The sequence below is a fragment of the Neosynechococcus sphagnicola sy1 genome (genome assembly GCF_000775285.1).
Lineage (GTDB): Bacteria > Cyanobacteriota > Cyanobacteriia > Neosynechococcales > Neosynechococcaceae > Neosynechococcus > Neosynechococcus sphagnicola.
This window is the reverse complement of record NZ_JJML01000008.1, coordinates 1-24595: the sequence shown is the minus strand read 5'-3', so window position 1 is coordinate 24595 and position 24595 is coordinate 1. Positions and strand designations below refer to the sequence as shown.

The 24595-nt window shown below is 52.6% G+C and carries 16 protein-coding genes and 5 pseudogenes; 11 read left to right on the top strand and 10 right to left on the bottom strand.

From position 1 onward, the window contains the following. Positions 1–72: 72 nt before the first annotated feature. Entirely contained in the window at positions 73–1011 is a 939-nt protein-coding gene (locus tag DO97_RS04515; protein WP_052128381.1) for an alpha/beta fold hydrolase, read from the top strand. Here the strand turns inward: DO97_RS04515 and DO97_RS04510 are convergent. After that, positions 932–1495 (bottom strand): dihydrofolate reductase, encoded by a 564-nt coding sequence (locus tag DO97_RS04510; RefSeq protein ID WP_036531389.1) that lies wholly within the window; start codon positions 1493–1495, stop codon positions 932–934. The genes DO97_RS04515 and DO97_RS04510 overlap by 80 nt on opposite strands. Before the next feature lie 181 nt (positions 1496–1676). Here DO97_RS04510 and DO97_RS04505 point away from each other — a divergent pair, with 181 nt between their 5' ends. After that, positions 1677–2000 carry a phasin family protein gene (locus tag DO97_RS04505; protein WP_036531387.1) on the top strand — a complete coding sequence of 108 codons (324 nt, stop codon included), beginning with the start codon at positions 1677–1679 and terminating at the stop codon, positions 1998–2000. Positions 2001–2044: 44 nt separating this feature from the next. Here DO97_RS04505 and DO97_RS04500 read toward each other — a convergent pair whose 3' ends face one another. The 4 genes and pseudogenes from DO97_RS04500 to DO97_RS30740 all read right to left on the bottom strand — a co-directional run. Beyond that, positions 2045–4330 carry a hypothetical protein gene (locus DO97_RS04500; RefSeq protein ID WP_052128380.1) on the bottom strand — a complete coding sequence of 762 codons (2286 nt, stop codon included), beginning with the start codon at positions 4328–4330 and terminating at the stop codon, positions 2045–2047. 1 nt (position 4331) lies between these two features. Further along, positions 4332–4805, bottom strand: coding sequence for an AAA family ATPase (locus tag DO97_RS22890; protein WP_052128379.1), 474 nt, complete (start codon positions 4803–4805; stop codon positions 4332–4334). Then, positions 4771–6115: pseudogene (locus DO97_RS30745) on the bottom strand (ATP-binding protein). Before DO97_RS30745 ends, DO97_RS22890 begins: the two are co-directional and overlap by 35 nt. Positions 6116–6292: 177 nt before the next feature. After that, positions 6293–6439, bottom strand: a pseudogene (locus DO97_RS30740) (GAF domain-containing protein); the annotation flags it as partial. A 449-nt stretch (positions 6440–6888) separates the two neighbouring features. Between DO97_RS30740 and DO97_RS04490 the strand changes: the two are divergent. From DO97_RS04490 to DO97_RS04480, 3 genes and pseudogenes are all read left to right on the top strand, one after another. Then, entirely contained in the window at positions 6889–7998 is a 1110-nt protein-coding gene (locus DO97_RS04490) for an efflux RND transporter periplasmic adaptor subunit (protein WP_052128378.1), read from the top strand. A gap of 67 nt (positions 7999–8065) precedes the next feature. Next, positions 8066–11200, top strand: a complete 3135-nt coding sequence (locus tag DO97_RS04485; RefSeq protein WP_036531386.1) for an efflux RND transporter permease subunit — start codon at positions 8066–8068, stop codon at positions 11198–11200. A gap of 324 nt (positions 11201–11524) precedes the next feature. After that, a pseudogene (locus DO97_RS04480) lies at positions 11525–12164 on the top strand (precorrin-8X methylmutase). On the opposite strand, the gene DO97_RS04475 reads toward DO97_RS04480, so the two are convergent. After that, entirely contained in the window at positions 12161–12892 is a 732-nt protein-coding gene (locus DO97_RS04475; protein ID WP_193365053.1) for a phosphate ABC transporter permease, read from the bottom strand. The pseudogene DO97_RS04480 and the gene DO97_RS04475 overlap by 4 nt on opposite strands. A 56-nt stretch (positions 12893–12948) precedes the next feature. Further along, positions 12949–14226, bottom strand: coding sequence for a serine--tRNA ligase (gene serS, locus DO97_RS04470; RefSeq protein ID WP_036531384.1), 1278 nt, complete (start codon positions 14224–14226; stop codon positions 12949–12951). A 187-nt stretch (positions 14227–14413) separates the two neighbouring features. Between serS and crtH the strand changes: the two are divergent. From crtH to DO97_RS04440, 6 genes and pseudogenes are all read left to right on the top strand, one after another. After that, positions 14414–15980 (top strand): annotated as a pseudogene (gene crtH, locus DO97_RS30735) (carotenoid isomerase). A gap of 277 nt (positions 15981–16257) precedes the next feature. Then, on the top strand, positions 16258–16965 hold the full coding sequence (locus DO97_RS04460; protein WP_081980616.1) for a DUF3153 domain-containing protein: 708 nt from the start codon (positions 16258–16260) through the stop codon (positions 16963–16965). A gap of 669 nt (positions 16966–17634) precedes the next feature. Next, positions 17635–18885, top strand: a complete 1251-nt coding sequence (locus tag DO97_RS04455; protein ID WP_052128375.1) for a GspE/PulE/PilB domain-containing protein — start codon at positions 17635–17637, stop codon at positions 18883–18885. 129 nt (positions 18886–19014) lie between these two features. Beyond that, positions 19015–20085, top strand: a complete 1071-nt coding sequence (locus tag DO97_RS04450) for a polysaccharide biosynthesis/export family protein (protein ID WP_239651446.1) — start codon at positions 19015–19017, stop codon at positions 20083–20085. Then, on the top strand, positions 20082–21581 hold the full coding sequence (locus tag DO97_RS04445; protein WP_072016356.1) for a GumC family protein: 1500 nt from the start codon (positions 20082–20084) through the stop codon (positions 21579–21581). Before DO97_RS04450 ends, DO97_RS04445 begins: the two co-directional genes overlap by 4 nt. Before the next feature lie 16 nt (positions 21582–21597). Continuing rightward, entirely contained in the window at positions 21598–22872 is a 1275-nt protein-coding gene (locus tag DO97_RS04440) for a capsular biosynthesis protein (RefSeq protein ID WP_052128374.1), read from the top strand. A 1-nt stretch (position 22873) separates the two neighbouring features. On the opposite strand, the gene DO97_RS04435 is transcribed toward DO97_RS04440, so the two are convergent. The 3 genes and pseudogenes from DO97_RS04435 to DO97_RS24890 all read right to left on the bottom strand — a co-directional run. Beyond that, entirely contained in the window at positions 22874–23998 is a 1125-nt protein-coding gene (locus DO97_RS04435; RefSeq protein ID WP_162182939.1) for an RNA-guided endonuclease InsQ/TnpB family protein, read from the bottom strand. A gap of 31 nt (positions 23999–24029) precedes the next feature. Next, positions 24030–24416: a transposase gene (locus DO97_RS04430; RefSeq protein ID WP_239651474.1), complete on the bottom strand. Its 387-nt coding sequence runs from the start codon at positions 24414–24416 to the stop codon at positions 24030–24032. Then, positions 24386–24595 (bottom strand): annotated as a pseudogene (locus DO97_RS24890) (hypothetical protein); the annotation flags it as partial. The pseudogene DO97_RS24890 and the gene DO97_RS04430, both read right to left, overlap by 31 nt.

Here is a 24595-nt window from a genome sequence, read left to right as displayed (position 1 = left end):
CACCGTCAATGGAGCTAGGTGTGACTAGCCCGCCCCCCCTGGCAACAGCGGGTCGGTCATCAGCGAGACTGGATTTGGCGAGGTTGGCAAACTCGTTACACCTACATCCGTTCGCCGCAACCGAGTGCATCTGCCCCGCCTATCATCCTGGTGCATGGTTTTGGAGCTTCCCTGGGACACTGGCGGCATAACCTGCCGGTTTTGGGGCAGCATCATCTAGTTTATGCCTTAGATCTTCTAGGTTTTGGCGGATCTGAGAAGGTTCAGACTGCGTACCAGGTCGCACTCTGGGGGGAGCAAGTTTATGACTTTTGGCAGACGTTTATTCGCCAACCCGTGGTTCTGGTGGGTAACTCTCTAGGCTCCCTCGTCTGTTTAGAGGTGGCCGCTACCCATCCGGAAATAGTTGCTGGGGTGGCCATGCTGAATCTCCCCGATGCATCGGTGCTGACATCAACGTGGCCCCAGTGGTGTCAACGGGCGATCGCCCCGGTGAATTATGTCCTGCGCCCTGTTCTCCATCTTTTGGGTAGCTTGCTGACCCTACCCCCCATTTTCAACCCCTTCTTTGGCTGGATTCGCCAACCTGCGATCATCGGCTTTTGGGCCAAACAAGCCTACACCAACCCCGAAGCTGTCACGGATGAACTGGTTGAGATTCTCTCGGCTCCTGCCTATGATCGGGGAGCTGCCCGTGCTCTAGCAGCCATGACCCAATCTCGTTCCTCAGATCCAGCGGCGGCGGCTACGGTGCGCTTACCTCGGTTACAGATGCCCTTATTGCTGATTTGGGGACAGCAGGATCGACTGGTACCCTCCACCCTGGCACCCCTCTTTTGCCGTTATAACGCCCAACTTCAACTCGTGGAACTGGCAACGGTCGGACACTGTCCCCACGATGAATCTCCAGAACAGGTGAATCAGTTACTACTTAACTGGATGGCAACCCATTGGGGGGCCAGTGGCGGCGATAGGTCTCAAAGCGGTAGCCCGAGCAACTTACTTGGTTGACCAAGGTAAATTCTTTGCCCAACAACGCTTCATAGTCGGGGAAAAAGGTATCCCCACGGTGGGTTCCTTCTACCAAGGTTAGATCTAGGGTATCGGCAACCGGTAGCGCTGCGGTGTAGAGGGCTGCGCCTCCAACAATGAAGATCTTGTCTGCATCCTTTGCCAGTTGTAACGCCTCATCTAGGGAAGCAGCCAACTGTAGCTCCGTCCCCACCGATGTACAGGACGGGGACAAGGTTTCTGGCGTTAAGGAGGTGGAGACCACAATATTACGACGCTGGGGCAGGGGACACCTTTCAAGATCCAATTCCCAGGTGTGGCGTCCCATAATCACGGTGTGCCCGAGGGTGAGTTGTTGAAATCTCTGGGAGTCCTCGGGTAGACACCAGGGGACTTTACCCTGGCTGCCGATGACCCGGTTACCCACAGCCAGGGCGGCAATGATGATCACTTCGGGAGATGGATGGGGTGGGGGGAGAGTCATAACCGTTCATTCTCGGCGATCGCGAAGGAGGTGGCAGGATTCAGAGAGCAACCTGGGATATTTGTCAGAATAGAGTCAAGGCTTGGCATCAGAAACGATACAAAGCTGAGAAAAAGCCAAGAGCTTCCACGACAACGAAATGGGGAAGCAAATCATTCCGGTATAAAGGACAGGAGCCAGCATGGATAATAATAATCTACTCAAGCAGCTACTCATGATTGGCATTGGCACCACCTCCCTCGTTGCCGATAAATTGCGGGCAGTTAGCGACGAGTGGGTTCGGGAAGGAAAACTCAACCCTGAGCAGGCTAAAGCTTTTGTCGATGATTTGATGCAGCAACTCAAGACTGAATCTGGGAATTTGGAATTCCAAGTCCAACGGCAATTACGGGATGTCTTGCAAGAATTAGGGGTACCCCGACAGGCAGAAATGGATGAGCTGCGGGGCCGGATTGACCGTCTAGAGCGCCAGGTTCGGGATCTGGAAAATAAGTTGTGGCGTTAAGGGAGGTTGGCGGTTTCCAAGCTCGGAGCATTGCCGCCTGATTGCTATACCTCTCGCTCAACGAGGATGATGTTTTCAGTCACTTGTTCAAAGGTGTCATCATGACTGATGACAAATAACTGCCGAAAGTTGCGAATCTGAGCGATCGCAGCGGCTAATTGTTCGCGCCGCACCCGATCCATATTGGTGGTAGGTTCATCAAAGAAGGCAATATCAATATTGGCGAGCACCTTCAGTAAGGCCAAGCGCACCGCCAGAGCTGCACACATCTGTTCCCCCCCAGACAGGTTAATAAACCGGCGGGTGTGGGCGGCTTCTCGCACCAAAATTTCATAATCCCCCGTCCATTCCAGGGAGACATTGGGGCGATTCAGTAACTCGCGAAACAATTTATCAGCTTCCCAAGAGATCTGACGCACATAGCGTTCTGTCATCCGAGGCCCGGCTTCTTTATAGGCTTTGCGAGCAAATTGAATGAACTGGGCAATGGTTTCGGCTTCCTGGAGTTGTGCCTGGGTGCGATCGCAGGTCTGAGCCAGGGTATGTAGATGGGCTAGTTGGGAGGCTAATTCCGCTAAGAGTTTCTGCTTTTCGGGTAATCCTCCTCCGAGGTGTTGCACCTGATCGCGGGTCTGGTTATAGGTGGTTTCTACCGTGTGAGCTTGCTGAGGATCATACTGCTGCAATTGACGCTCACAGTCGGTTTGAAGCTGATCGCGATCCTGGGTCAGTGTTTGGAGGGTTTGAATCGCTGCCGCCAAGTCAGACTGCCGTTCTGGGAGTTGATTTGCTTCTGGCTGCGCCTGTAAATAGGCTTCATAGCCCGACCGATGTTGCTGCCGCAATTCTCGCTGCTGCTGCAATTGCGCCTCCAAGCCTGCAAAGGTTGCCAACTGGATTGCTAGCTCCGTGAGGGTCTGCTCTAGATGGCGCTGGGTTTGGGTCAACTGCACGTGGGTGCTTTGAAGCTGGGGCTGCTGTTGCAGTTGGGTGGTGAGGATTTGCCCGCGACTGCGGGGATTGTCCAAGTCTGCTAGGGCGGTGAGCAAGTGTGATCGCTGTTGCTGCCAAAGGGGTTCTGGCTCCAGTTCCCTGGCAATGGCCTGCAACCGGGCTTGCTGGGTCTCCAGTTCTAGTTGCCACTGGGATTGTTGGGAAACTTTCAGGGCTAAGGTCTGAAATTCAACCCGCTGTTGATAAGTGATCTCAAGCTGTTGCTGAAGATCTTGCAACTGGCGATCGAGGTGCAGGGGATCGGTTTGTTGCCCCAGATCCGACAGCAGGGTTTGCAAACGGGCCAGTACCTGACGATGTAAGGTTACCCCAGACTGGAGCAACGCCTGGAGGCGGGGAATAGCATCAGTGACGCCTAAAGGGAGGGATTGCCGCAGCTGTTCCAGGGTTTCTAGGGCTACAGCCACCTGTTCTTGATGGTGATCGCAGTCTGGAGTGGACTGAGCCAGCATTTGTTGTAAGTCTGCCTCAACGGCTTGGGCAGCCTGAAGACGGCTGATCTGGGCTTGCAGCCGATCCCGCTGGTGTTCTTGATCGGGAATTGCTCGTAGGACGGCTTCAAGGGCTTGAATACGGCTAATTTCCGGGGCGATCGCCGCCAGATTGGTTTGCAGCCGAGGGATGGTTTGCAGGAGCGTTTGCTGCTCCTGCTTCAAGGGTAGTAAGGATTGTAATTGTTCCTCTAGAGCCAGTTGTTGCTGTTCCAGTTCTGCTTGCTGCTGTATCAGAGGTTGTAATTGGGCAATCTGCTCTTGAGCTGCCGAGAACGCCTCTAGTTGCACCGTCACTCGTGTCAGTTCCTGTTGCTGGGCGCTTAGGCGTTGCTGCTGCTCGTGGCGTTGTTGCAGCAACCGTTGTTGCTCTTGGCGCTGTTGCTCTAGGTGTTGGCTCGTCGTCTCTGCTTGGAGAAATTGGGTGTAGCTGTCGCCTTGGGCAGCACAGATTTGCACCGCTTGTTGCGATCGCTGGACGGCCTGCTCCAGTAATTGTTGATGCTGATGTTGGGCATTGATTTGAGCCTGGAGGGTCTGTAACTGGGTTTCCAGCCCTCGGATCTGTTGCTGCTGTACCGTCAGTTGGTCTTTTTGGGTTTGTAACTGCACCAGTTGGGTCTGAAGCTGTTGCAGCTGGGCAGTGTCCTGGGCGATCGCCGCTGCCTGGGTTTGATGGCGCTGTTGCAGATCCGGCAACGCCAGTAAATCCCGCTGATAGCGACCCATCTCTGCCTTCAGATCCCGCACCTGGGTTTCGGCAAATTTTTCCAGTTGCAGGGAGTCCTTGGCAACTTGACGATATTCTTCCACCTTCAAGATCACATCAAAAAATCCGGCGGCGTTCTTCCGCCGCCTTGAGAAAATCAGCGGTCAAGGTGCCTTGGGGAATGCCAATGGTGTTGGCAAACAGTTTCGCCAGATCGGTGCCGGGAGCCACCCCTAACTGCTGTCGTAGCCAGGGCATCACCTCGTCATCAATTCGGGCATACTCCAGCTTTGCCTGTACCTGGGGATCATAAATGGTATAACCCGCACGGGTACAACGGCTGACTTCATAGGTGCGGTCATCACTGGCAATCAGCCGCACGGTCACCTGAGCACTTTTAGCCCCGTTGTAGATCAGGTCTTCCTTGCGATACGCCCCCGTGTAGTTAAACAACACCCAGGCGATCGCCTCCAGAATGCTGGTTTTTCCAGCACCATTTTCGCCACAAATGGCATTGGTGCCGGGTTGAAATTCAAACTGGCGATCGCGGTGGGACTTAAAGTGCCTGAGACTGACCGAGAGAATTTCCATAAATTGCTAGATCTGCCCGCAGAAAGTCAATAAATTGCCGTGCCGTCCGCCCTGAGCGGCCATTGTGCCGGGTTGCCCATTGCAGGGCGCGATCGGTCAGTTCTGGGGAACTCAGAGGAATCTCGGCTTGGGCTGCCAAGTGCTGCACCATCCTCAGGTAGGTGGTCTGATCCGCCGGGATAAAGGTCAGGGTGAGGCCAAAGCGATCGCTCAGGGAGAGCTTCTCCTGTACCGTATCCCAAGCATGGACTTCTTCGCCTTCTTGGGGTCGGGGGCGATCGCCCAAAAACTCTCGAATCAAGTGGCGGCGGTTAGAGGTGGCATAGACCACCAGATTCTGGGGCCGTGCCGTCAGACTCCCCTCCAGGACAACTTTAAGAGCTTTATAGGCCGCTTCATCGGCTTCAAAGGAGAGGTCATCCACAAATAAAATAAACTTCTGGGGTAGATCCCGTACCCGATTGGCGATGGCACTCAGGTCTTGAAGATCAGACTTCGCCACTTCAATCAACCGTAGGGGGCGATCGCGGTAATGATTCAGCAGTCCCTTAATCAGGGATGATTTTCCAGATCCCCGACTGCCATAGAGGAGAACGTGCAAGGCCGGATAACCTGCTAGCAAAAATTCGGTATTCTTCAGCAGTGCCTGCTGCTGCGCTTCATAGCCAACCAGTTCGTCCAGAGAACTCCCATCGGCATGGGCAATGCCCACCAGTTGACCCCCCGTGCCAGCGCAATGCCCGATAGTCAGCCACCAATCCAGTCCCCTGCTGGCGGTAGTAAGCAGCTAGAGCCGCCGTTCCTGCAGCCCAATCCTCCAGATTCTGGAACGGTGCGGCTGTTAAGGATGACTGCGACGGCCAAACGACGGGGGCGATGGTCAAAGACCGGCCTCTGGCCATCGCCCCACCGCTGAGGGCTTGCACCCACAGGCTCAATTGATCTCCAGAACAAACATAGAGTTGTTGCAACTGTTGGAGATCATGGCGGACAGCCGCAACCAAAGGTTGGGGGAGGTGAGCGAACTCAACTTGCTGAGCCATGAGGCTGAAGGGGTTCTCCGTTTTGAGCAGGGTCTGGAGCAGATACTCCTGCCAACTTTGACCCCGTTGAGCCAAGGCATAGAACCATTGCCCATAGGCGTGTAAGCAGTTGATGCCATCCTTTGTCGGCTGACTCAACGCCTGCAATAGCTGTTGGAAAGCAGTTCCCACCTCCCCACTGAGGACGGCTTGATAGATCAACAGGGATGCTATCCGGGCTTGTAAGCGTTGAACTTCAGCCGTGATCTCCTGGGCTAACTCCGTCATGGGGAAGTCCGGTCGCGAATCCGCTGTCATTGTGACATGCTGTTCTGAGTTTGACCAACTATGGCGGTTCTCTGTTTCCGCTGCTAGCACTGGCGTTCCGAAGGTCAGGGGCTAAAGCCCTAGGGGTCTGAACCCAATGAACTGGAGACATGGCTGCACATCTGGGTCAATTGTCTAAAACTGGCGATGGCATTCCTGGATCAGTTCGACTTCAATATCGGCGATCGCCCGCACCCGCCCTGCTAGATACATCGCTGCATACTCATCGGTGAAACAGGTATCCGACCCCATGGATCCAAAAATTGAGTACTGCTTTGCACTTAATTAAAGATCGAACCCCACCAATCTCACTTTCCAAATCTTCAAGTAAATCATGGACAACTAAAACTACCTGATGCAGGGAGCACTGAGGATAATCTACCAGATGATGTCCCAGCTAAGGATGGGGGCAACTGATCCAAGTGGGTGATGCAAGATCGCCAAAGAACTTCTAGAATATCCCTGCTAGCCTGCCTACTCTCAGGGGGCTGATCCCTTAAGTACTCCTGATTTTAGAGCTGGAAGCGATCCTGGAATTGGCCAGACTGTAAACTGACCTGATTCCCTGCCTGACTTAAAGCCAACCGCCAGAGCCTTGCCGATGCCAGCTGATCTGACACAATTCACCCAGGGTTCTCGCGTCAAGCCCCTGATTTTGTTTTCCACCGTTTTGATGCTGCTGGTAGCGTGTCGCCCCCCCGAGTGGTGGCCCTCCCCCCGGAGCTGGGGTACCAGTGAAACTTGTAACGATTGCCTCCGGAACCATCACGGAGAGTTCCGAATATGTCGCCTCCTTGCAATCCCGCCGCTCGGTGACGCTCTTGCCCCAAGTGTCTGGAAATGTCACCAAAATTTTGGTGCGATCGGGGGATCGGGTTGCCGCCCAAGCCCCCCTGATTCAAATTGACCCAGCTCGACAGGCAGCATCCGTTGCCAGTTTCAATGCCGCCGCCGCCTCCGACAGCGCCAACCTTACCGCTGCCAGTGACACCCTGAGATCGCTACAAGCCCAGCGCTCTGCCAAGGTGGCAAATTTGAAATTCAGTCAATCTCAGTTCCAGCGCTACACAACTCTCTATGCCGATGGAGCGGTGACGAAGCAAGATTTGGATGATTTTACCAACCGTCTCCAGGCTGCCCAGTCTGATCTGGATGCCCTAGATCAGCAGATTCGGGCCCAACAGTCAGCCGTTGCCAGTGCGGCACGGGTGGTTCAAGAAGGCCGGGCAAATGTTCAGGAGCAGCAAGTTCAGTTGAACTACTACGCCATTACCGCTCCCTTTGCCGGGATCGTGGGGGATATTCCGGTCAAAATTGGCGACTATGTGACGACGGCTACCCGCCTGACTACGGTGACCCAGAACCAGCCCCTAGAGGTTTATGTCTCGATCCCGATTGAGTATGCGCCGCAACTGCGCTCCGGCACCCTGGTGCAGTTAATGGATGGCAACAAACAGGTGACGGGGGCGGCTCGGGTATTCTTTATTTCACCCAAAGTGGATAACAACACCCAAACCGTCTTAGTGAAAGCACTTTACGACAATACGGGCGATCGCCTACGAGCCGACCAGTACGTGCAGGTGAGAGTGGTTTGGAATCAACGACCGGGGGTGCTGATCCCCACTTCAGCCGTCACCAATATTGCGGGGCAGAACTTTGTGTTTGTCGCCCAGGCTTCCCCCTCCCACTCACAAAAGCTCGTCGCCCGCCAAAAACCCGTGAAATTAGGCACGATTGAAGGCAATCAATATCAAGTGCTTCAGGGGTTGCAGCCCGGAGAGAAGCTCGTGATCTCCGGAATTCAGAAACTCGCCGATCAGGTACCCCTGGCCCCAGAATCTTAGCGGCCTGTCTCCTTAGCACTGACTCATTCAGCCCATTGCGTGTCCCGTCTCTCCTCCAGGACTCTCCATGTTTGTCAACTTCTTCATCAAGCGCCCTGTCTTTGCGACGGTTTGCTCCTTGCTGATCATTCTGGTGGGCATGGTGGCGCTGCCAACGCTGCCCGTTGAGTACTACCCCGATGTCACCCCACCCACCGTCAACGTGACGGCGAACTACCCCGGTGCCAGTGCAGAAGTGGTCGAAACGGGGGTGACGTCGATCCTGGAGCGGCAAATTAATGGTGTCGAAGGAATGCAATATATTGCTTCCAGCAGTGCCAGTGATGGTTCCAGCACCATCACGGTGACCTTTGACCAGTCAAGGGATAAGGATATAGCCGCCGTAGATGTACAGAACCGGGTGTCGGTTGTCCAGTCCCAACTCCCCGCAGAGGTGAATCAAACCGGGGTGTCGGTGAGCAAGGCCTCCGCTGGCGGCAGTTTTGTCTTGGCAATCGGTCTCTATTCCGAGGCCAACCAATTTGACCCGCTGTTTCTCAGTAACTATGCCGACCTGTATTTAGTAGACCCGATTAAGCGGTTACCAGGGGTCGGTGAGGTACAGTTGTTTGGCGAACGCCGTTATGCCATGCGTCTCTGGCTCGATCCAGCTCGGTTATCCAGTCGGGGGTTAACGCCCCAGGATGTCGTCGATGCTCTGGAAGAGCAAAATCTCCAGGTTGGTGCGGGACAAATTGGTCAGCCCCCAGCTCCCTCCGGTCAAGCCTACCAAATTAATGTGCAGGCCATGAGTCGCCTCAAGGGAGCCGATGAGTTTGGGGACATTGTGATCAAAACCGCTGCTGACGGGAACTTGGTGCGAGTTCGGGATGTGGGTCGTGCTGAACTGGGTGCCCAAGACTACAGCACCACCCTGCGGTTTCGCGGCCAGGAGGGCATTGGCATTGGGGTGTCTCAATTAACGGGGAGTAACGCCTTGCAAGTGGCCCATGAGGTCAAGCAAGCCCTAGAGAAGTTGAGCCAACAGTTTCCGCCTGGGATGAAGTATCAGGTTGCCTTTGATACGACGCTGGCGGTGGAGGAATCCATTCGTGAGGTGGTGATTACCCTGGCAACCGCGATCGCCCTCGTGGTGCTGGTAATTTTCCTGTTTCTCCAGGATTGGCGCACAACGTTAATCCCAGCAATCACGATTCCAGTGGCGTTGATCGGCACCTTTGCCTTAATTAAAGCCTTTAACTTTTCCGTCAATAGTCTCACCCTGTTTGGATTAATTTTGGCAACGGGGGGGGTGGTGGATGATGCCATCGTGGTCGTGGAAAATGTCACCCGCCTGATGGAGGAAAAGCACCTCAATCCCCTGGAAGCCACCATTGAGTCGATGGCAGAGGTGACGGGGGCGGTGGTTGCTACTTCCCTGGTGCTGATGGCGGTCTTTATCCCGGTGGCCTTTTTCCCAGGGGTCACGGGTCGTCTGTACCAGCAATTCGCCTTGACGATCGCCTTTTCCATCGGCCTCTCCACCTTCAATGCCTTAACCCTGACCCCGGCCTTGTCCGCCCTGTTATTGCGTCCAGGGCAGCAATCTCGCAACTGGTTCTTTAACGGCATTAACTGGGGGATTGCCCAAAGCCGTCGGGGCTACGATCGCTCTTTGCAGGCATTGGTGCGGTTTAAGGGGGCGGTACTGGTGCTCTTTGCCCTCTCTCTGGGCTGTACCTACTGGTTGTTTACGATCGTCCCCAGCGGCTTTGTCCCCGATGAAGACCAGGGATATTTTGTCACGATTGTCCAGTCCCCCCAAGGCGTTTCCCTGGAGTACACCAACAAGGTGCTGAAACAGGTGGAAAAGGATCTCCTGGCGTTGCCAGAAACTACTGGCACCTTCGCGATCGCCGGATTTAGCTTTTTCGGTAATGGCCCCGACAAGGGCATTGTCTTTACTACCCTCAAACCCTGGTCTGAACGACCGGACAAACCCGTGGAGGCCATTATTGGCCAGGTCATGGGATCTTTTTCCACGATCTCTGAGGCCCTCGTGTTTTCAGGGAATCCGCCCACCATTCAGGTGGGAAGTAGTTTGGGTGGCTTTGACTTACAAATTCAGGATCAGGGCAATCTGGGGTTGAAAACCTTGTTTGAAGCCACCACAGAACTGACTCAAAAAGCCAACACCATCCCTGGCTTGATGCGGGTAAATACCCCCTTTGCCATCAACTCACCGAAGTTGTTAATCGAAGTCGACCGCAACCGAGCACTGGCGCTTCAGGTAAACCTCCAAGATGTGTTTAACACGCTGCAAATTTATCTCGGTTCTCAGTATGTCAATGACTTTGACCTCTTTGCCCGCACCTATCGGGTGATTGTGCAGGCTGATCAGCAATTTCGCGCCAGTCCCGCCGATTTACAGCGACTCTATGTGCGCTCTGATCAAGATCAGATGATTCCCCTCAGCAACCTGGTCACGGTTACTTCGACTACGGGGCCTCAGATTATTAACCACTACAACCTGTTTCGTTCCGCCCAGGTGACGGGTTCGGCAGCCCCCGGTATCAGTTCTGGGCAGGCGATCCAGACCGTGGAAAAACTAGCTCAAGAGACCCTCCCCCGAGGCATGGGCTATTCCTGGACTGGCTTATCTTTAGAGGAGGTCAAGTCAGGGGGGCAAGCACCGCTGATCTTTGGTCTGGGATTGATTATTGTGTTTCTGGTACTGGCTGCCCAATACGAAAGTTATATCGATCCCCTGATCATCATCATGTCGGTGCCGCTGGCAGTGCTGGGAGCTTTGGGGGCTCAGTTTTTCCGAGGATTGCCCAATGATGTTTACGGTCAAATTGGTTTGGTGATGCTGATTGGGCTGGCGAGTAAAAATGCGATTTTGATTGTTGAGTTCGCCAACCAGATGCGGGATCAGGGATTATCAACGGTGAAGGCAGCCCTGCAAGCCTCTCAGGAACGACTGCGCCCGATTTTGATGACCGCGATTTCCTTTGTAGTCGGGGTCTTCCCCCTCGCGATCGCCACCGGAGCAGGGGCCAATGCCCGCATTTCTCTCGGAACAACCATTCTCGGCGGTATGTTTGTCTCAACCTTCCTGAGCCTGTTTGTGGTGCCGATTGTTTACATTGTGGTGAACACCATTCGCACCCGGCTACAGACCCGCCACCCCCAGACCACTCTATTGCCCCCAGAGGAATAACTCCTAGTCAGTTAATGCTTGAGAGACCCTGAGGAGAGTAACCAGCGGAGTAGGGCGGTGGGAGACCTTGGCAAAGGTTAAGGATCAATTCACGTCTATCGATTCCACCGGGTACCACAATCACCATGGACGATCCAGGAGCCATCAGTCTCAGAAGCGGATTAAAATCTCAAGGGTGACAGCCGTCGATCCGGTCACCCAGACCTACCTTGCCTGAAGTAGGATAGGTGCTAACCACCGCTCGGCTGCAATGGATGATCTCGACTCCCTTGCGAATGGAGCGTCAGAGTAAAATCTCTACCATCCCTCTCTGAGCTTCTCCACATGGAATGGCACATTAGTGATGCCCAAAGTCTCGCCATTATTGATCAGGAAATTGGAGACCATACATTTTCTCCTGCTGAGTATGAAATTGTCCGTTGCGTGGTTTATGCCACGGCTGACTTTGAGTACAAATCCTTAATTCGCTTTTCAGAGCAAGCGTTGCAATCCGGTGCTGCTGCTCTGGCTGCCCGCACCACCATTATTGTCGATGTGCCGATGGTGCATGCGGGGATCTTACCTCTGCTGGAGCAGACCTTTGTGAATCCGGTCTACTGTGCAACGGAGATTGCCACCCGTCCCCAGAGAGGTAAAACCCAGGCATCCTGGGGTCTTGAAACCCTAGCTCGCCACTACCCAGAAGCAATTTTTGTCATTGGTCAAGCCCAGACAGCCCTGTTCAGCCTGCTGAACATGATTGAAGCCGAAGAGGTGAAGCCAACCCTGGTCATTGCCACCCCCGTCTGGGTTTGTGGATGCCGAAACTACCAAGTCGCGGCTGCAAGAAACCCTGGTTGCCCATATTCGGATTGAGGGTCGTAAAGGCAGTCCCGTGGTGGCAAGTGCCATCTTCAATGGCTTAGTCGAGTTATCTTGGCAAGCCTATGGTCAGGATGGTAAGGCTGTTTATCCAAAAGCCTAGCCTTCAGATTCAACGGCAGAACGGCGAGGGGATTTGGCAGAACGTCCCCTCCGGGTCTGCTTTTGCGGCGGTCGCGATCGCAACTGACCGCTGACTTCGACAAAGGTATCCCGACGCAGATAAGGGTAGTCACTCACCCAGAGCTTGTAGTCTGGCAGGTAAATGTCCGCCGTTTTGGCAATGCGACCGAGGTCAGGATCGTTGGATAACAGTAAAGTTTCCGCCACCTGTCCAGGGGCGATCGCCTGATGTCCCCGTCGCACCGGTACCTGAAGCCGGGTGGAGAACCCTGCTGGATCGCCAATTTCTAGATTGAGGCGGCGTTCTCGATTTTCGACAATCACCAGTTCACCCCGCTTGTTGACGGTTTCCTCAGTGCCGATCAGCTCCTCAGTAATATAAACATCTAGGATTTCACCCCGCCAAAACCCTGCATAGGGATACTTACGGTAACTGGCATTGCGCAAACTTGCCCCGAGAATCGGAGCCCATAACCAGTAGGACAAGGAGACAATCCCTAAACTTAACGGCAGGAACTTAAAGTCTGGGCCCAGGACGTTACTGAAGAACAACGCCACCACAATGCCCACCACTGAAATCAGCAGTCGTCGCAGCAGGTCGGCCACCTTTCCCCAGCAATAAAGGTACTGGGTACCCGTTGCCAGAAACGGGATCAGCACTTCAAATTTCTTGCGGGTGATGGGGATCAACATAATTTCGGTCTGCATGCCACAGCATCGCCATCCCATGAGCCTAGCATTGTCATCTGTTGCTTGCCTACCGCTTACAAAACCTCCCGTCCCAGGTAGGGTTGCAAGACCTTGGGGATCTGGATGGTGCCATCGGGCTGCTGGTAATTTTCCAGAATTGCTGCCATGGTACGCCCCACTGCCAACCCAGAACCGTTCAGGGTATGGACAAACTGAGTTCCCTTTTGCCCTGAGGCTTTAAACCGGATATTGCCGCGACGAGCCTGAAAATCTCCAAAATTAGAGCAACTGGAAATCTCCCGATAGGTGCCAGCCGAGGGCAGCCAGACTTCCAAGTCATAGCACTTCGCGGCTGAGAAACCTAAATCTCCCGTACACAGTTCAATCACCCGGTAGGGGAGCTGGAGGGCTTGTAAAATGGCTTCCGCATCCCGCACCAGGGTTTGATGTTCAGCCTCAGAGGTTTGAGGGTGAACAAACTTCACCAGTTCCACCTTATTAAACTGATGCAGACGAATCAGGCCCCGGGTATCCCGGCCATAGCTGCCAGCCTCACGGCGAAAACAGGGAGTGTAGGCACAGTGGTAAATCGGCAGGTCGGTCGCTGCCAGAATTTCATCGCGATAGAGATTGGTAACGGGTACCTCAGCCGTTGGCACTAACCACAAATCATCCTGGGCACACTGAAAGCTTTCTTCGGCAAATTTAGGCAGCTGGCCGGTGGCCGTGAGCGAGGTCGAATTCACCAACAGTGGGGGCATGATTTCAATGTAACCTGCCTGTACCTGGCGATCGAGCATCAACTGGATCAACGCCCGCTCTAGCGCTGCTCCCTTACCGACCAGGGTGACAAAGCGACTCTGGGCAACTTTCACCGAGCGCTCAAAGTTTAAAATTCCCAGTTGTTCTCCGATTTCCCAGTGGGGCAAAATCCCTGGGTCAGGGGGACGGAATTCATCGCCCCAGCGCCGAACTTCGACATTTTCGGTTTCATTGCAGCCAAGGGGGGTAGAGGGACTGGGTAAATTGGGAAAGGTTAACAGCAGGGTCTCAAGGTGAGCCTTCAGTTGCTTCTCTTGGGGTTCCAGGTTGCTGATCTGCGCTTTGATCTGGTTGCCAGCATCTTTCAGGGCTTGAACTTCGGCTCCCTGGGGGTCAGCCCCTGCTTTTATTTCCTGGGCCACCCGTTTACCTATCTCATTGCCACGGGCTTGCAGCTGGGTACGTTCTTTTTCTAAGTCTCGCTGTTGGCGATCAAGGTCTAGCAGCGGTTGGATCGGGTAATCCCCCCGACAGTTGAGGCGTTTCTGGACGACATCTGGATGCTCCCGTAATTGTTTGAGGTCAAGCACAGCAGTGGTGGGATATGTCTAAATTGGCTATCACAGAAATTATCAGGCATCCTGTGTGGGAGTGGTTGCAGTTTATGCTCCTGTGCTGCCAAGGAGAATGGGTTCAAGGTCAAAATCGTGCGCTTTCCCACAGCTGCTCAGATACACTGAGAAGGCTAAGAATGCTCAGATCCTTGTGAATGTTTCTATGGCTGCTGCTTCTCTGAATCCCCCGATCTCTCCTCCCGCTGCAACGGTCTATGATGCCATCGTGATTGGTTCAGGGATTGGCGGTCTGGTGACGGCAACTCAATTAGCCGCCAAAGGTGGGCGGGTATTAGTCCTAGAACGATATTTGATTCCTGGGGGCAGTGGAGGCTATTTCGAGCGTCAAGTGCCCGACCCCCTATCTGGTGAACTGGCACACTACCGCTTTGATGTCGGTGCTTCCATGATTTTTGGTTTTGGCACGGAGGGCACGACCAATCTCCTGACCCGAGCCTTGCAGGCGGTCAACGTCAGCCTGGAGACGATTCCCGACCCGGTACAAATTCATTACCATCTGCCGGATAGATTGGACTTAAAAGTCCATCGTAATTATGAGAATTTTTTACAAGAGTTGGATCAGTATTTCCCTGAGGAGCGACAGGGAATTCGTCAGTTCTATGACGAGTGTTGGCGGGTCTTCCATTGCTTGAATGCCATGGAACTCCTCTCCCTGGAAGAACCCCGTTATTTGCTGCGCGTTTTTTTTCAGCATCCCCTGGCCTGTCTGGGATTGGTGAAGTACTTACCCCAAAATGTGGGTGAGATTGCCCGTCGCTATATCCATAACCCCGTGTTGCTGAAGTTTATTGACATGGAGTGCTACTGCTGGTCGGTGGTGCCTGCGGATCGAACACCCATGATTAATGCAGGCATGGTGTTCAGCGATCGCCACTATGGGGGTATTAACTATCCCAAGGGGGGGAGTGGGTCAAATTGCTCAAAAGCTGGTGGAAGGCCTAGAAAAAGCCGGAGGCCACATTGAGTATCAAGCCCGAGTCACCGAGATTTTACTGGAGGATGGACGGGCGGTGGGCGTCCAAGTGGCTTCCGGCAAAACCTATCGTGCCCGCCGGGTGATCTCCAACGCCACCCGCTGGGATACCTTTGAAAAATTGCTGCCCTCAAAACCACTGCCGCGTGCAGAACAGCAATGGCAACAACGCTATCAGAAATCTCCCAGCTTCTTGAGTTTGCACTTAGGGGTTAAGGCAACGGCAGTTCCCCCCGAAACCGAGTGTCACCACATCCTGCTGGAGGATTGGGCACGGATGGAAGACCCAGAAGCAACTTTGTTTGTTTCCATTCCCACCTTGCTAGACCCAGATTTAGCTCCCCCCGATCACCATATTATTCATGCCTTTACCCCCAGTTGGCTGGCGGATTGGCAAGGGTTATCTCCCCGAGCCTACGAGCAGAAAAAAGAAGAGACAGCTGCCCGCATCGTTGAACGTCTGCAAAAGATTGTGCCCAACTTGGCCGCCCTCTTGGACTATCAGGAAGTGGGAACCCCCCGCACCCACCGTCGTTTTTTAGGACGAGTTGATGGCACCTACGGCCCCATTCCCCAGCGAAAATTACCGGGATTACTGAGAATGCCCTTCAACCGCACCGCAATTCCCGGTCTCTATTGTGTTGGGGACAGTACCTTCCCAGGACAAGGCTTAAACGCAGTGGCATTTTCTGGCTTCGCCTGCGCCCATCGTATTGCCGTTGATTTAGGTTTGTAACACCGTGCCTACCGACGAGTGTTAATTCCAAGATCCAGTTTTAAGATTTTTACTATTGTGCCTTGATCTGACTCGGCCATATCAGCAAACCTGCCCCAAACTTCTTCAGAGGCAATTGTGAGACCTGCATCCCCCCTGCGTCACCCAACATCCCCCCGTGCGTCCGGGTTCACGGCCATCGCCACCATCGCCAGCCAGTTCACCCAGTTGGTCGTCCGCTGGCGACTCTTGTGGATGATCCTGCTGGCTTCTCTGTTGCTGTCTGGATGTGTACAGTATGATGTGGGGATTAAGTTTGATCACCCCAACCAAGGGGCTATTGTCCAACATCTGCGGCTGGGGGAACAGTTGGGCAGTGGGGCTACGGCACAAAAACTGGTTACGGGATCTAGAGCAGCGTACACACAGTTTCCGAGGCAGCGTCCAGCACCTCAATCCCCAAGAACTGGTTGTCACTATTCCCTTCGCCACTCCTACAGAACTGGAAACCCGGTTTAATCAATTCTTCCTGCCGTTGAGTGCCGATAGCACCCCTCAGTCCCCAGCGGTCGGGGCAACCTTGCCCCACTTACCCTCCCATCTCAGCCTCCACCAAAGTAATTTCCTATGGGTGGTGCGGAATCACCTCAGCTATGACCTGGATCTGCGATCGCTGGGAGTAGTGTCTGCCCAGGGAGAAGTTTTGATCAGCCCCAGTGCCCTTGTGGCCTTGGAATTTCACCTGCAAACCCCCTGGGGAGCCCGAGAGGTGCATTCCAAAGGAGCTATGGCGGCACGGGTTGACTCGTCGGGAGCATTGAGCTGGGTCTTAGCACCGGGCAGCACGCACCATTTGGAAGCCGTCTTTTGGCTACCTAGCCCTTTGGGTATTGGTACGACAGTCATTGTATTATTTGTGATCGGTGGTTACTACTGGAAGGAGCGAGGATTAAAGATCAGCCGCCCGCCCTCACTCCCTGACTCAGTTCCCACCACGTCGCGTTAAGCACCCTCGCTCTAGTTTCGACGCGAACTTATAGCCCTGGTGTGTCAATAGCGGTAGCTTGTGATTTCTGTAAGGACAACATAAATTTCAGTGACATTACTTGATACAAGGGGTACACAAAGTCACTGAAAGTGCTATACTTTCCACAATTACTGGTAGTAAGACATACAATATTATTGGTGACATACTGAGGTATATCTCTGCTTCAAGTAGTGGTCGCTCAAGAAAATGCTTCTACCATGTCTTCTGACTGGCAGATTCAGCCTTAGTCATTGAAAGCTATACCGACTTGAGGAGTAGTGATTTCTCAGTTGGGTTGCTAGTTAGCGTTTGTGATCATAACCCTTTGAAAAACTAGTAAGTTATACCGAACTTTCTGAATATATAGCTTTGACGCTAAGGCTGATATTCGTTTTATGAATTCATTCTCGTAGTTGGCGCTGTTACCCTATCAAGGGTGCCAGTGTTTTTGTGGAGTCAGTTCCGCTACTGTACTGAAGTTTTATTCACCAATACGTGCATCAGAGCGATCGCACACGGAGTTATTTTATGGGCAGTGGGTCAGGTGAGTACGGTCAACCTGGAATTCACGGAGCAGGTGAGGCGGCAAAATCACCAAATTCAAAAGCATCGGATTCAAGGCGAATCAGCGCTGATCAGGTCTTTCAATTGATTGACCGAATCTTGCCCTTTGAGGGATGTCTTTATCACCAAGTGGTGCCGCTTTCGGTTGAAGGCAGTCGCATTAATTTAGGCATGGTCAATCCCAACGATGCGGAAGCACTGGCCTACGTCCGGCAGATTTTGGCTTACTTGCGATGTTCCCTCGTACCCAGGCAGATTTCACTGCAAACCCACAGTACATTGCTCTCAGCCTATCTCACCCATTCAGGGAAGCAACATCCAGATGCTCATCCCCCTAGTGCTCTCAGCAAGAAACCTGCATCGGCTGTTCCCCCAGTCCCTACTGCTCCGCCACCCCCTACTCCGCCTAAAGCCCCTCCAACCGACCGCTTTCGCCGCGATGCTAGCAGCCAGTCAACCCTGATTCTGGAGAACTCCGCCCAAGAGGATAATGCAATTGGCACCCCCCCAGTGCCAGAGGAAGAACCTAGCTCCAGTCCCCTCTACGATACGGTTCATATTGCCTTTCCTAAACCTCCCCAGGCCAAAACACCCCCAGCCCAGGTGCCTCCTCCAGTTGCACCATCGGCTACTAAACCGCCAGCCACTAAATTGTCACCAGCTGCCAAAGCCCCCCCTCCCCCCCTCCCTGCCAAGGCCGAGCCTCAAGGGGAGTCCTCTCCACCCCTGACGCTGGAAATTAACGCGGTACATATTTCCAGTCCCATGAGGCTGTTGGCTATGTTGCCGCCCTATAACCTCATGCAGGAGCTATTAGCTAGAGCCGCATCAGGGGGCATTGGTCGGATATTTTTTGAACTCCAACAATTCCATGGACGCATCCTCTGGAGCCAGGATGGTGTCTTACAGTCTGTTATGGAACCTGTAGATCCCACCATCTATCAGGGAGCGATCACGGAACTGAAACGACTGCATAACCTGCCTTTACAACCTGTGCAGAAGCCAGTGGTGGTTGAGATTGAGCGTTTTTATCAGCAGACACGTTTGGTACTGCGGTTACAAGTCAAACCAGGAGCCTATGGTGAAGAGGCCAATCTTCAGGTGCTGCGAGGAGTGGCGCTGCAATTTCATCAACAGCAGCAACTGACAAACCTCAGCCGCGAGGCATTGAGCCTGACCGAACAGTTACAGCGCAAGCTGAATCAAATTCATAAGCACATTCTTACCGATCAAATTCCAGAGCCTGCACAAGCCAATATGATGTCCACCCTTACCCAGTTGCTCACTACAATCAACCAGCAAATTCAAGAGCTGGATGTCTTGAGCAAGCTCTAAGAGCTAAATCTGATGCGATCGCCTCCTGAGCAGCCATAACTGTTGACTCCGTTCGACTTTTGAACTAGCGTCAATTAGGCTGGAAGTACAACCCAGTCACGGCTTGAGAGGAACTGCATGAGGGAAGGGTTGAAAACGTTTTCTCCATCAATCTGTCAATGGATTGCAGGGAGCATCACAGGCTGTTTACTCAGCTTGATTCCAGCACAACTGAGCCTTAGTCTGCCATTATCTCCAGGCGATCGCATCAAGGTTTCAATTCCAGAGGGCGAAGATTTCAGCGGCATTTTTGCAGTCAACCTCGATGGCAACCTCGAGATCCCTTACCTGCCGCCTCTCCCCGCATCTGGTTTGGAACCAGCCCAGGTACAGCAAAATCTAGCCCAGACTTTGATTCAGGGAGGATTTTTTCAGCCCTTGTTTCTGCGGGTGAGCGTCAAAGTTGTCAACTGGGCACCGGTGCAGGTGAATGTTGCAGGAGCCGTTTTTGACCCCGGACGGGTCTTGATTAACGACCCCAGTCCTGAAGCATTAGCAGCCCGTCAGTCAACGAATCAAGTCACAGGAGATTATCCCCCGGAGCGTTTTTTAACGGCGGCCATCCGCATTGCCGGAGGGATCACCCCCACCGCCGATATTCATGCCATCCGACTCATCCGGAACGGGCAGGAACAGCAAGTAGATCTGTCAGGAATTTTTACCGGAACACCCGTCGAAGACATTCCCCTGATTGCGGGGGATCAAGTCATCGTACCGGAAAGCAACCGCTTTCGTGCCGAACTCGCTCGTCCCTCCCAAATCACAATTCAGGGAGTGCGGGTGTATATTTCTAACTTAACCGTTCCCGCTACTAGTAATTCCAACTCCTCCATTAATAAGGATGCAACAGGTTTTGTATATGGCTCCCGTTTATCCCAGGCTGTGATCTCTGGGAACTGTGCCGGGGGCACCCGAACAACTAATGCAAATCGTCACGCCGTGCTGGTGAGAACAGACCGCCAAACCGGTAAGACAACCATTGTCGATCGCCCAATTGAGGAGGTTTTAAGACAGTCCAGTAATGATGCCGATAACCCCTTACTGATGCCAAATGATGGGGTTGCTTGTTACGATTCTAGGCTAATCAATACGAAGGGAGTCTTTGAGTTCATCAATACCATTTTCACCCCGTTTCTGCTCTTGCGGGACATTCTACGATGACTGAACCCATTACACTTCCAAGTGCCTCTCCCCAAGTCACCAGAGTTTCTCGCAGGTGGAACCACTATTTATTATTGGGTTTGGTCATCAACACCGTCATCTGGAGTCTAGCTCTGATCTATTTGCGAGTTGCTCGACCGTCCTACGTGAGTGAATGGGCATTGATCCTCCCTGGTGCGGGGCAAGGAGTCAATGTTAGCTTTCCCAATATTGGACAGGCTTCCTCATCCACCACTTCTCCCTTTGGAAGCTATTCTGCGGCAGACCCCCGAGCCAACTACCGTTATATTGCCGGTAGTGAAGAGGTGCTAGCTGCTGCCGCTGCTTCCTTGAAAATGACACCAGAAGCCTTTGATCAACCTCGGATCAAACTGCTCGATAACACAACGATTATGCAGTTTCAGATCAAAGGACACACCCCTGCGGAAGCCCAAAAGAAGTCCTACGCCCTCTATGATGCCCTCATTCAAAGGCTGAATGCCCTGCGAGTCCAAGAAGTCATTGATCGTGACCTTGGAACTCAAGCCTCATTACATGCTGCCCAAGCGAAGTTAAAAGTAGCCCAACAACGGCTCTCTCAGTTCAAAGTCAGCTCTGGCTTAAGTTCATCAGATCAGGTCGGCAACCTCTCTACCAACATTGAACAACTGCGGAGGCTCCGAGTAGAACTCGTTGCCCAGAAGCAACAAACAGAAGATCGCCTGAGACAACTCTCAACCACCTTAGGACTGACCCCCCAACAGGCCGCTGCTGCCTTTATTCTTAAGTCAGACGAGCGTTTCCAGTTAAGTTTGAAAGATTACAGTACAGCCAGTGCCACTCTTGCAGTTCTTCTCTCAAAGTGGGGGCCGAATCATCCCCAAGTAGTCAAAGAACGAGCCAAGCAACAGTCTGCACAACAAGCATTACTCGGGCGCAGTCGCACCCTGCTCGGTTATCCTCTCAGCCAAAAAGCGTTGGATGACTTACAACTCAACACCACAGATGTAGGGTCAGCTCAAGAAAGTTTATTTCGGGATCTTGTAACACTGAGAGCCGATCAGCGGGGGCTAGCTGCCCAGGTGGCTTCCCTCGATCAACAAATTGCCCAACTGGAAGCTCAATTTAGATCCTTGTCTGCAAAAGAATTTGTCATGGATAATCTGAAGCGAGATGTGCAAATTTCGGAGACGGTGTTTGCCTCGACCCTGGCACAACTCGATTTAGGCAAGTCCGATATTTTTGCCGCCTACCCCTTGGTACAGTTGTTGGCAGTTCCCAGCTTACCCACCGAACCTGCTTCGCCTAAAACCTTATTCGTCCTCGTGGGGGCTGGCTTCTCCTCAGTGCTGGTGACAGGAGGGTTGGTGTCGCTATGGTGGCGTCGGCGTCATCTGTCAACCTTGCCACCGATCTCTCAACCCTTGCTGGTGAGCCAGAACGAGATCCTGGGTAAGGCTCTCCCACCTCCCCCTCCCCAGATGTCAATACAATCCTTTCAGCTGCTGAAACCTTGATGAGGCATTACAGGCGGTGAAACCTGAGAACTTTCCTGAGCGAATGGTCTGGTATAGCCTTCTCGGTACCTATGGTTTCTATCTGCTTGGGGGTTTATATCTCGTCGGTTCTCTTCTGGGATGGATTTTATTGCTCTACCTGATCAAAAAGTGGTGGAATCAAACGCCAACCACTCCATTCGAGCAAACTATTCGAGTCCCCTGGGTCATTTGGGTTTGGATTGGGGGCATGATGACCATGGAAATTGCTCTGATTATGGGGCACCTGGACTTTAATCTCGAGCTCAGCCTCTTGATTAAATCTTCCATTGGTTGGGCAAAAGGCTGGGCACTCCTGGCACTAATGCCATTAGCTGGGTGTTTAAATATCAGACCGGCATTACTTTATCGGGCAGCCTGTATTGTCAGCCTTCATACCCTGCTGCTGTTGCCCCTATTTATCTTGGCCTATGCCCTTCACTTACCTGAAACGGTCTATGTGTCGCCATTAAAGTTTGTCGGGGGGCCAGGACCCGATTTTTTTGAATTCCGTTTGTACGAAATTGATCCGGAGAATGGATTGCCGCGATGGCGTTTATTTACCCCCTGGGCACCAGCGTTGGGTCTGATGGGAAATGTCTATTTCTTCCTGGCGCTGCAAGAAGCAAATCGTCGCTGGAAATGGATCGGTATTGCCGGATCAATTTTAATGTGTACGATTTGTGCCTCTCGATTAGCGGTACTTTGTATTCCTCTGGTGTTGGTTCTCCTCTGGCTATTGACCCATTGGAAGCGTCCCCTGGTCTTGTTTAGCCTGGGGTTCATCAGTTTTATTTTGGGCCTGATCGTCCCAACGCTGATGCAGTTGTTGGCATCATTTCAAGCAGGATTTAGAGCGGTTCGAGAAAATTCCTCGCGAGTCCGAGATGCTTTAGGACGTATTGCCCTCGATCGCTGGTGGAATGAAGCCCCCATTTGGGGACATGGTGTTGTCGAGCCAGGGCTGCATTCCGTTGAATTTATGCCCATTGGTTCCCACCACACTTGGTATGGACTGTTGTTTGTCAAAGGGGTAGTCGGACTTTTGGGGCTAGCGCTACCCATCAGTTGTAGCGGCGTCGATCTGATGTTCAAGATTGAGACCCATCCATCGGCTCGGGCGGGGCTGGCGATGTTAATGATTTTGGTTATCTACACCTTTGGTGAGAATTTAGAAATTCTCGCCTATCTGTTCTGGCCGGCTTTGCTGATGATTGGCATTGCGCATCAGGACAAGTCAACAACCCCACCGACAAGCGGATGGGGCTTGTGATTCAAGTTCCCATTTCTGGGCAGACCACAATAGGCTGATTGACCGCAGCCCTGAGCTTGAGAAAATCCTCACGAATGTTTATCGCAGCGTTGTAATCCGCATGGCATTCATACCCACACTTCTTGCAGCGAAATTCAACCTGAGATGGGCGATTACCTCTCTCAATGTGTCCACATTGACTGCATTTCTGCGAGGTATAACGCGGGTCAACAAAGCCCACATTCACGCCTCTAGCTTCGGCTTTGTAGGTCACGAATGCTTGGAGCTGAACAAAGCTCCATCCATGCAATCTGCGACGTTGAGCCTTCCTCATCTTGGCTCTACCACGAATATTTGTGAGGTCTTCAAAAACCAATGTTGCACCGGACTGAACAGACTGAGCCAGCCGCTTACTCAGCACATGGTCACAGTCTTTTCTGAAACGTCTCTGTCTGCCCGACAACTTTTTCAGATGCCGTTTAGCGGACTTCGTGCCTTTAGATTGCAGTCTCCGACGCAACTCAAATGTTCTATCTTCTATATCCTTCCAGTGGTCAGAACCATACTTGCTTCCCTTGCTGTCAACCGCAGGAGAAGCGATACCCAAATCCACGCCAACAACCTCATCAGTTGCAATTACTTCTGGAGTTTCAATCTCCATGACAACGTGCAACCACCATCGTCCTTTCCGGTCTTGCAGCAAGTCTGCACTGGTGTTTTTCCAGTTCAGGTATTGCCGATAGTATTCAGCCACCTCAAAGATCAGTTTTACCCGTCCATTGAGGCTGAGAATCGTCAATTCCGAGCGGTCAAACCAGACCGTGTAAGACCGTGCATCGTACCGAATTGGGCAACGTTTCGAGGCTGGACAACTAACCGTCTTGCCCTTCTTTTTCAGGCTCTTAGCCGATTTCAAAGCTTCAGTTGCTTTGACTCTAGCGGCACAGACCAATTGAGCAGGCAAGCCAGTCATAGCGCGATGGTCGTAGTAGGTTGCTTTGTGCAGTTCTACGCCATTTGCCAATTCGTTTTCCCATCCATGCTTGCACACGGCATTAAACGACCAGGTGTATTGCTCAATCGTTTGAGACAGCACCTTAGCCGTTTCGATGTCGGGTTGAAGTTGGATACGAATCGTTCTTTGCATACACATGTTATACATTCATATATAGCATTTTTCACTCTTGTGAGGCGTAGTAGCAACAGTGAGTGAACCAATTTTTGAGGTTTTCCAAAGATACTTGAGAAAAAGCGTCTTCAATGGCATTAGCGAGATCGGGATAGCTGCGTGCCCCAATCGTCCGCAAAATATTTTTAATCTTTGAGAAGCAATTTTCTATCGGTGAAAAGTCTGGAGAATAGGGAGGTAAATAAATCAACTTAGCACCCACGTCCTCAATCAGCTTTCTGATCGTGTCATGGTTGTGTATCGAGTAGTTATCCATAATCACACAAGCTCCTTTCCAAAGTTTCGGAACCAGGTGGCGAGCAATGAAGGCTTCAAAGGTCAAACCATCGGTTGAACCGACGATACTTACGTTAGTGACAACGGTTTTGAGGCTGATTGCACTGATTGTAGAGACTCGTTTACCTCGCTTGCTGGGGCGCTTACCCCGTGCTCTTTACCTTTAGGGGCACGAGCATGTAACCGGGTGAGGGCTAAATCAACCCCAAATTCATCAATGAAGATCAGATCTTGGGCTAGAATACCCCGCACTAACTGCCAAAACTCAAATCGCTTTTG